Consider the following 9,995-nt stretch of genomic DNA (forward strand, 5'->3'; position numbering starts at 1 on the left):
CAACAATCAGCAGACCGTAAACCATGCCCCAGGACACCCGTCAGGCATGCCCCAGGACATGACGTCAACCATGCCCCGAGACATACGTCAACTATCCGCTGAAACTAGACAATGCGCCGTAGGCGCATTCCGTTGTGTTTGCGCCCCCTTTAGGGGGAGCTGGCGGCCGTAGGCCGGCTGAGGGGGTTCACCCGCCCCGCCACCCGCCTCCACTCCCGCCCCCGAAACCGCACGGTAATAATCAGAGCGAGGTTGACCCTTTTCTTTGAAACAAACAGACGGTAAACTCGCGGGCTATGTCTGACGAGAAGAGCGCAAGCAGCAGTATGGGCGCGACCGGCACGGCCGGCGCGCCGGGTAGTAGTAACACCGCTTCAGCGGCCGGCACCACAGCAACGGCCACCCCCACGGCCACAGCAGCCACAACCCCCACCACTTCTACCCCCTCCACCCTCGAGTCCGTCGAATCCCTCGACGCGTCGAACGAGATGGACCGTGGCCTGAACAACCGCCATGTGCAGTTCATCGCGATCGGCGGCACGATCGGCACGGGTCTGTTCCTCGGCTCCGGCAAGTCCATCGCCCTGACCGGCCCTTCCATCGTTTTCGTCTACATCGGCGTCGGCCTGGTCATGTTCATGCTCATGCGTGCGATCGGCGAGATGATGTACCGCGATCCGAGCCAGCATACGTTCATCAATTTCATCACCCGCTATCTGGGCAATGGCTGGGGCAAGTTCGCCGGATGGTCGTATTGGATCGTGCTGGTGTTGATCGGCATGACGGAGATCACCGCGGTCTCCACGTATTTCATCACGTTCTTCAACACGTTCGACATCGATTTGACGCCGTGGAAGTGGCTGATCGAGCTCGTCTTCCTTGTCATCCTGTCCACCATCAATCTGATCGCCGTGAAGGCGTTCGGCGAGGCGGAGTTCTGGTTCTCGATGATCAAGATCACGCTGATCTGCGCGATGATCGCCACCGCCGTGGTCATGGTGGTCATCGGCTATCACTATGACGCGGTCCGCATTCCGGGCCATGACGGCGTCTCCCCCGCCGGCGCAGCGAGCCTCAACAACCTGTTCAATAACTTCCAGATCGCCCCGAACGGCTGGCTCGCGTTCCTGATGAGCTTCCAGATGGTGTTCTTCGCCTATGAGGCGATCGAGTTCGTGGGTGTCACGGTGTCGGAGACGCAGAATCCGCGCAAGGTGCTCCCGAAGGCGATCAATGAGATCATCATGCGTATTCTGATCTTCTATGTGGGCGCGCTGGTGGCGATCATGTGCATCGTGCCGTGGACGTCGTTCACGCCGAATAAGGATGGTTCGTTCGCGTCCCCGTTCATCATGGTGTTCCAGTATGCGGGGCTCAATTGGGCGTCCGCGTTGGTGTTCTTCGTGGTGATCACGGCCGCTTCGTCGTCGTTGAATTCGCTGCTGTATTCCGCCGGCAGGCACTTGTACCAGTTGGCGAGCGAGTCGGATTCTCCGGTGTTTTCGAAGATCGGCAGGGTGTCGAAGCGTCATGTGCCGGCGCGTGCGATCCTGATTTCGGCGGGCTGCGTGCTCATGTCGCCTGTCATCAACGCGTTCCCGCAGGTGCATAGCGCGTTCGTCCTGTTCTCGTCGGCGTCGAGTGCGGTGATCATCTTCATCTACATTCTGACGATGGTCGCGCATCAGCGGTATCGCCGTTCCGCGGACTTCATCGCGGATGGTTTCGTGATGCCCGCGTACAAGTTCACGAATACGTTCGCGATTGTATTCTTCGTGTTCATTTACGTGACGTTGTTCCTCGCCGCGGACACGATCGGTTCGGCGGTCGCGGGCGTCGTGTGGTTGGTCGTGTTCGGCGGGTACTGCCTGCTGCATGACCGCTTCCAGAATCGCGATCTGAAGGCCGCGTTGAAGCGTTGACGCCCGTCACGCCGACGTTTGCGCGGGGTCGCGTGAGTGGGGGAGGAGAAGCCCGCCCGGTGGTTCCCACCGTGGCGGGCTTCCGTGGTTTCCGGCGTGGGTGCGAACGTCGCGTGTGTCACGTGTAAGCGCTGACACGCCCGGGAAAGAGGGCGGATTCTGTGTGAGATTTCACAGTGTGACACGCCGTCCGTGTTCACATGATGCGGGGGGGGGGTGCTCGTTTCGTTGGAATGATGCGGATTGCGGCGGATTGTCCATTATTCGGCATGATGTCTAAAAATGATGATTTTGCAGAGAGCTGTCATTTAGCTGTACTAAAAATGTCGATTAGAGGGTCGGAAGAGCCCTCATTGAGGTTATGTGTGAGGGCTCTTCCGTTCTACGAAGGATATGTGAGGAAGAGGAAGGTGCACGACATGTTGCACATACAACAGACCCCGGAATCCGGTGAGGGTTCCGCTGCGAAGAAGGGGCGCGGCCTGGTGGGTCGTGTCGTAGCTGCAGCGGTCTCCGTCGTGATGCTGGGCTCGATGAGCTTCGCGCCGGGCCTCGCGCTCGCCGATTCGGCGCAGACCACAGACCAGAACAACACCACCGTCGTCGCAGGGGACACTGCGGCGGCCGATGCCGCCGCCGCGCAGAACGGCGCTCAGGCGACGGCCAACACTGATACGCAGGCGAAGCTGGGCAAGAAGGCCCAGGCCGCCCAGGATGCGATCAATGCGCTCCCGGATGCCTCCGCGCAGGATTTCGCGGTCACCAGTGACAACGTGGGCACCCTGAACCAGCAGCTCGACGACGTGACCACCAAGGTCAACGCCGTCCCCACCGCCCAGGCCCAGCAGCTCGACACCACCCGAGCCGACGTCCTGATTCAAAAGGTTGACAAGTACAGCCACGACTGGGCTGTTGATGCGGCCAAGATGGTGGCGGAGAACGACCCGTCCCCGACCAAGCTGCCGATCAAGCGTGACGGTTCGCAGGTCACGTGGGATGAAGTGCGCAAGTACATCGATGAGAACTTCACCGGTTCCAAGGTTTTCGCCAATGCTGTGTACAACACGATTTACGCATCGGGGCAGGATTTCACGCTGCACACGTATGGCGATAGGCATAATCAGACGCTTCGTAGCGCTGCCGATGTAATTAAGTATTTTGGTCAGCTAGATACGCGTGTTGCGCAGATTACTGTAACTGATGCACTTGAAGATAATGCTGTGTTGACCGGTGTCACGCTATTGAATTACACGTCAACGCTTTACATTGAAAATGTTGGCTCTTATAAAAGCCTTGCATTTATTGAAGATGCATATACGCCCGCGGCTGACGGGAAGCAGCCTTGGGATACGGATATGGGTCCTGCGGTTATTGTTAAGTCTATTGGCGTTACGATTCTTCCTAAGAATCCGTATAAGGATAATTTGACGCGTACCCGTGGATCTAATCTCCATAATTTCCAGACGACTGCATATAACGATTTAGCCGTGATTCTTTTGCGTGAGCGTAATAAAGATGCGCAGGTTTCTATTGATACAACCCTAATGGGACGCAGTGCAAACGTTGATTTAGGTAAGACGCGTTCTGCGAAGAGTGATGATAATAGTATTCACCCAACCGAAGTGACTCCAACTTTCAATGGGGAAAACACGGATGCAATTGTTGCGAGTGGCAATAAAATCACTATGACTATTCCCAGTGATGGTGTGGATGGTAGTTATGAGGAGAAACTCTACTTCTATCATCTGTACAATTATTGGGCAAATCAGGCTGAGCAGAATAACTCTATTGATTATTATTACCGTGCTGATGTCACGTATCTCAACACGGTGAAGATGAAGAGCGACTCCACTGTTCTTTCCAATCTGGCGTTCCAGAAGGGTGACGCTGACACCAAGAAGCCGCTTGCTGGTGCTGAATTCAAGGTGTACGACAAGGACGGCAAGATCGCCAAGCAGGCCAAGATCGGCGCTGACGGTAAGGTCGTGACCAAGGCCAACGGCGAGATTGATTGGCAGGATACCGGCACGTATACCACCGATTCGCGAGGCATGATTGAGGTGCCGTATCTTGCGGAGGGTACATATTATCTGCAGGAGGTCAAGGCTCCTGCAGGCTACCAGCTCCCTGATAAGGACAAGCGATTTGCGGTCGTCGTCAAGGCCAACACCGATTCGAAGGTGACGGCTGCCTCCGCCACTGATGGCGAAGGCAAGACGGCGCAGGTGTACGGCGAGAAGAACACCGCCGTCGCCGACAACTTCAAGGATGCCACCAGCTGGTATGACGCCTACGACAACATGCGTCTGACCTCCAAGAAGGAGACCGTCAATGCCGGTCAAGGTGTCTACATCAGGAATGACGGCAACGACGTCACCCTGCAGGACGACACCGCTACGGATGCCGAGCTCATCAGCCCCGCGCAGAAGTACGTTGTGACCACTACCGGCGGCGAAAAGCATACGTATGACACGCTTGCTGAGGCGCAGTCGTACATCAACGACCTTGTCCGCGACAGCAAGCTTGATAACAGCAATGCTGTCATCACCGTCAACACTGGTAACCACGTCTACTACAGCCCGGTCGCTTACGATCCGGATTCCACCGACCCGGCGCTCAGGCCGACGGAGGGCGGCAACACGAAGTTGCCGGTGCACATCAAGCCTGGTGTGGGCAAGACGCTTGAAGGCTCTGCCACGAGCGACGAGACCAAGAAGTTCACGTTCCATCTCTCCGACGACAGCGGCAAGGTGCTCGACACCGCCACCGTCGAGATGAAGAAGGGCGACAAGAACCCGGTCTCCGCCACAGCCCTCTTCAAGACGCTCTCGTATGACTCGAGCGACATGAAGGACGCCAACGGCAACCCGGTCGACAGCAAGACCTTCACCTACTGGATCACCGAGCAGCCGAACGAGGCCGATCACGACGTCACCTACAACCCGGAGGGCGTCTCCTACAAGATGACGGTCGACGTGTCCACGCTGAACGGCACCGAAGGCAAGGGCTACGGCTACAAGGCCAACGTGACGGTCATCAAGTACACCGACAACCAGACCGAGACTGGCACCACGGTGTACACGGGCGAGTTCACGAGCGTCGGTACCAACGGCACCAGCACGGATGCGCAGGGCAACGTCACGTATCAGCCGAAGCCCGGTGAGATTCCGGCCGCGACCTTCGCGTTCGGCAACGTGCTCAAGCCCGCGTTCGACTTCACCAAGGTCAATGGTGATGACACCGCGGAGCACCTTCAGGGTGCCGAGTTCCAGCTGTATCGCTGCAACGCGCCCTCCGGCCGCTCCTGCACTGCCGATCTGGTCGACTGGCAGAACGGGTCGAACGTCGGTGCCGATGAGGCATGGTCCGTGTTCAACTCGCAGACCAGTGATCAGGACGGCAAGGTGAAGTTCTCCGGTCTTGACGATGGCGAATACCGCCTCGTCGAGACCAAGGCTCCGGCCGGCTTCACCCTCCCGCTCGGCCAGTGGAAGATCACCGTCACGGCCGGTAAGGTCTCCGAACCGGAAGCCATCGCCGACAAGGACGGCAACAAGCCCACCGCCTTCGGCACCCCTGAAGGCAGCGATGAGCTTCAGCTGGGCAACTACCCGGCGATGAAGGTCCCCTCCACCGGTGGCCGTGGATTGATTGTGTTCGCCACGTTGGGCGGCGCGCTGCTGCTCGCTGGCGTAACGGTTGTGACCATTGATTCGAGGAGGAGGGCACAACTTCAGTAAGCAGTAGTTTTCGGGAGGCCGCGCCCCAAGCGCGGCGCGGCCTCCTATAATCCGTAATCACATTCAATAGAAGAAGGAAAGAATCATGTTCAACCTGAAGAAGAGCGGCATCGCAGCCGTGGCCGTCACCGCGGTCGCCGCCATGCTCGGCTCCTTCGGCCTCGCCGCCCCGGCCCTCGCCGCCCCGGAACCGGCCGACGGTGCCACCGGCAACATCACCATCAACAACGTCGAGGACGGCGCTGTCGCCACTGCCTACAAGATCATCGACATCCGCTACGCCGCCAAGACGGATGCGGACGGCTGGCAGCCGCTGTCCCCGGAATACGTGTGGGACAAGGATAGCGGAGTTGCCGATTGGGTCGCGAATAACTTCCCGGAGTACATCGACACCGCCAACAACAACGCGGTGACGAAGGCCTACCTCAACCTCACGGGTGATGAGGGCGGCAAGAACGGTGGCCTCACGGGCGACCGCACCGCCACCAAGCTTGCTGCGTTCTTCGACAAGCTGTCCAACAACTTCGGTTACGAGAAGCTGGCGAAGGTTGCTGACGGCACCGCGTCCGGCAGCACCGGCGAGACCGAGGACGGCCTTGCCACCGGCACCATCACGATGACGAACGTGCCGGTCGACGGCTACCTCGTGCTCATCAAGAACAACTCCGATGCTCAGGGCACTGTCGGTGACTACGCGTACCGCCCGATCGGCGTGAGCGTCGGCCTCACCCAGAAGGACGCCAACTCCCCGTGGACTGTTGCTGACGCTAAGATCACCGCGAAGCCTGACAAGGCCTCTCTCGACAAGTCCGTCAACGAGGATAAGAACGACGGTCACAATGACGGCAAGGCCGAATCCAACAAGGGTTCTGACGGCGTCGCTATCGGCGACACCGTCCGCTTCGACCTGCGTTCCGATGTGCCGGTCTTCCCGGAGGACGCCATCGACAAGACCTACGTGCTCGCCGATAAGATGGATAAGGCTCTGACGCCGAACTACGACAACAACGGCGACCACAAGTTCCTCGTCTACGGCTACAAGGGCACTGAGAAGTTCCCGACCGATGGTTCCGATGAGAACGCGGATGACCTGCTCAAGGAAGACACCAACTACACGCTGACCAAGAACACCACGGATCTCGATGGTACGGACAACGAGGCCACTTGGCGCCTTGATTTCAACTACGACACCATCCGCCAGTACAGCTACATCCACGTCGTGTACACCGCTACGGTGAACGAGAACGCTGTCGTCGGCGAGCCGATCTACAACAACGCGAAGCTCCAGTACACCAACAACCCGTACGAAGAGCACTCCCACCGCACGGTGCCGGATAAGGTCAAGCTGTACACCTTCGGTGTCAAGCTGCTCAAGCGCTTCTATGTGAACGGCAACCTGCAGACCGAGAACCTGCCTGCTGGTGCCGAGTTCGCTGTTTACAAGAAGGATGCTGATTCGGCTCTGTCCTTCGTCGAAACTGCCAAGGGCAAGTACCGTGTGGCTAAGGCCGGCGAGACCGGTGTGACTTCCCTGTCTGTTACCGACAAGGGCTATCTGCGCGTTTACGGTCTGGGCAAGGGTACGTACCAGCTTGAGGAGACCAAGGCTCCTGCTGGTTACGCCAAGCTCACTGAGCGCATCAACGTGACCCTCACCCCGGTGACTGCTGCCGATGGCGATTACGACGGCAGCGTCGAAGGCCAGAACCCGGGCACTGACTTCCCGGGTGAGGCTCAGGAAGTTGGTTACGTCTTCACCCACGCTGACAACAACAAGGGCTGGCTGCCGAAGACCGGTAGCGCGGGCATGGTCGTGATGACCGTGGCCGGTGTGCTGCTCGTCGCGGCCGGCGTCACCGTGCTCGCCCGCAAGCGTCGCGCCTGAGTGACCACTGATTAGGTCTCTCCCCCAGTCAGCCTTCGGCTGACAGCCCCTTCGTCAGAGGGGGCCCAGGGGAGAGGCCTTTTTCGTTAGGCGGGTGAAGCTGGCCCCCTCTGACGAGGGGGCTCCCGGCGAAGCCGGGTGGGGGAGAGATAGCTGGGACGTTACGTTTCGCTGTGGCGTCGCCTTCCAGCTATCTCTCCCCCAGTCGCCTACGGCGACAGCCCCCTCGTCAGAGGGGGCCGAGATTGTCATGTTCGGCTATGGCGACGGCTTCTTCGGCTGAGGCCTTGCCCCCTCAGTCCGGCTTTGCCGGACAGCTCCCCCACGTGCGTGGGGGAGCGAAGAAATTGGCATGCGCGTGGCGCATGTCCGTTGTGTTTGCTCCCCCTTGAGGGGGAGCTGTCGGCCGCAGGCCGACTGAGGGGGTGGGTTGGCCCCCTCTGTCGAGGGGGCTGTCCGCGAAGCGGACTGGGGGAGAGCAGCGGAGCAGCCGACAGGCCGCGGGGAGATTGCATCGGCCGAAGGCCGATTCTGTTTCCTGGCGGCCTACGGCCGCGGTCTCTCCCCCACCCGGCTCCGCCGGGAGCCCGACCGCAATTATGGACAGCCTTCGGCTGACCTCACATTGGCTCGCCTGTCGGCGAGCACATCGCCTACAAACGCCTCCGGCGTTTGTTTCACGGCGATGTCCCGTCAGCGGGGGCCGAGGGGGAGAGGCCTTTTTCGTTGCGGCTAAGGCGAGTGCGAGTAGGCCCCCTCAGTCCGGCTTTGCCGGACAGCTCCCCCACGTGCGTGGGGGAGCGAAGGGAATTGGTATGCGCTGTGGCGCATTCTGTTTTCTGCGCCCTCTTTAGGGGGAGCTGGCGGCCGTAGGCCGACTGAGGGGGTTTGACGCTCAAACCCAAGCCCTCGCCCCTCGCTGTCGGGGCACTCGGGTCAGAGGGTGCGCTGACATGGGGCGAAATCATTTCTTATAATGCTTGGTGACCACCCGCTTACCGGCGGGAGGTACGGAACTCTTTGGTGGGGGACGGACGGGACTATGGCAGGACGACGCGACCGGCGAAACCACGATGCGCGCGGCGAGGCGCCGCAGGCGACGACGCGACGCGCGCGAGGAGGCGGACTCACCAGCGTTCTCGCGATCCTGCTCATCCTCGCCGGCGTATGCGTGTTCTCCTACCCGATCGTCGCCGACCTGGTCTCCACACGGCAACACGACCAGGTCATCACCAACTACAGCAACACCGTCCACACGCTATCGCCGGCCGAAAAAGCCAAACAGCTCAAACTCGCGCGCGAATACAACGACAACCTCGCCGGCGATCCGCTCCACGACCCGTTCGTCGAAGGCAGCGGATACGCCCTGCCGCAAAACTACACGGACGTGCTCAACGTCAACGGCGACGGCGTCATGGGATACCTGAGCATCCCCAAGATCAAACTCAACCTGCCCATCTACCACGGCACCGACGACGACACGCTCGCCAAAGGCGTCGGACACATGCGGCAGACCGCGCTGCCCATCGGCGGGAAAGGCAACCGCAGCGTCCTCACCGGACACCGCGGACTCCCATCCGCGGAACTGTTCACACGACTCGACGAGCTCAAGAAAGGCGACCTGTTCACGATCAACGTGCTCGACGAGATCCACGCGTACAAGGTGGTTTCGATTCAGGTCGTCAAGCCGGACGAGCTCGACAAGGTGCGTGCCATCCCCGGGCGGGACCTCGTCACGCTCGTCACCTGCACGCCATACGGCATCAACACGCACCGACTGCTCGTCACCGGAGAACGGACCGCCTACCACCCCGAGGACGTGAAAACGCCGGTCGTGTCGTTCTCGCCGACCTCGCCGGACAGCTGGTTCCGGTTCGGAGGATTGGCGCTGGTGGTGACGCTGGTGGGGGTTGCTGCGTGGAAGTGGTGGCTCGGGCCGCTGGTTGCGGCTGGTGCGGCGCGGAGGCGGGGTGCTGGTGGTGGGGCTGGTCGCGGTCGCGGGGCCGGGTCGGCTGGGACTGGTTCGGCTGGGCGTGGTGACGGTGGTGCTGGTGGTTCCGGTGATGGTGGTCGCGGTCGCGGTCGCGGTCGTGGCCGTGGTGATGGTGGTCGCGGTCGCGGGAAGCATGCTGGTGTCGGAAGGGCTGGTGCCGACCACCCCCAGTCGGCTACGCCAACAGCCCCCGCCAGCGGGGGCGGAGAAACGGGTGGTGGCGTGCGGACGGTGCGGAGCACGGGAGTCGCGCACGACACCCACCCCGACCCCGACATCAGCGACCAACTCCGCGGCGTCAGCGACTAGGGGCGGTGCCGATTTGCGCCCCCTTAGGCTGAGCCGTGAAGTGAACGCCGGCGGCGTTCGTAGGCGAAGGCGAGCGACAGCGAGCAGACATAATGTCGGCCGAAGGCCGTCAATAATTGCGAAGGAGCTGGTGGCCGGAGGCCGAC

At 60.6% G+C, this 9,995-nt stretch carries 4 protein-coding genes; all 4 read left to right on the forward strand.

The window, feature by feature from the left end:
- Positions 1-296: 296 nt before the first annotated feature.
- Positions 297-1,922: an amino acid permease gene (locus tag AC1AYX_RS10280; protein WP_476503390.1), complete on the forward strand. Its 1,626-nt coding sequence runs from the start codon at positions 297-299 to the stop codon at positions 1,920-1,922.
- Positions 1,923-2,341: 419 nt separating this feature from the next.
- Positions 2,342-5,662 (forward strand): SpaA isopeptide-forming pilin-related protein, encoded by a 3,321-nt coding sequence (locus AC1AYX_RS10285; protein WP_476503391.1) that lies wholly within the window; start codon positions 2,342-2,344, stop codon positions 5,660-5,662.
- A gap of 85 nt (positions 5,663-5,747) precedes the next feature.
- Positions 5,748-7,547, forward strand: a complete 1,800-nt coding sequence (locus AC1AYX_RS10290) for a SpaH/EbpB family LPXTG-anchored major pilin (protein WP_476503392.1) — start codon at positions 5,748-5,750, stop codon at positions 7,545-7,547.
- 1,042 nt (positions 7,548-8,589) lie between these two features.
- On the forward strand, positions 8,590-9,849 hold the full coding sequence (locus AC1AYX_RS10295; protein WP_476503393.1) for a class C sortase: 1,260 nt from the start codon (positions 8,590-8,592) through the stop codon (positions 9,847-9,849).
- The last annotated feature ends 146 nt before the right edge of the window (positions 9,850-9,995 follow it).

The sequence above is a fragment of the Bifidobacterium sp. LH_419 genome, from assembly GCF_056356955.1.

What these genes read in the sequence shown, in the direction of transcription:
- AC1AYX_RS10280 (WP_476503390.1), top strand. Translation starts at nt 297, where the DNA reads ATGTCTGACGAGAAGAGCGCAAGCAGCAGTATGGGCGCGACCGGCACG.
- AC1AYX_RS10285 (WP_476503391.1), top strand. Translation starts at nt 2,342, where the DNA reads ATGTTGCACATACAACAGACCCCGGAATCCGGTGAGGGTTCCGCTGCG.
- AC1AYX_RS10290 (WP_476503392.1), top strand. Translation starts at nt 5,748, where the DNA reads ATGTTCAACCTGAAGAAGAGCGGCATCGCAGCCGTGGCCGTCACCGCG.
- AC1AYX_RS10295 (WP_476503393.1), top strand. Translation starts at nt 8,590, where the DNA reads ATGGCAGGACGACGCGACCGGCGAAACCACGATGCGCGCGGCGAGGCG.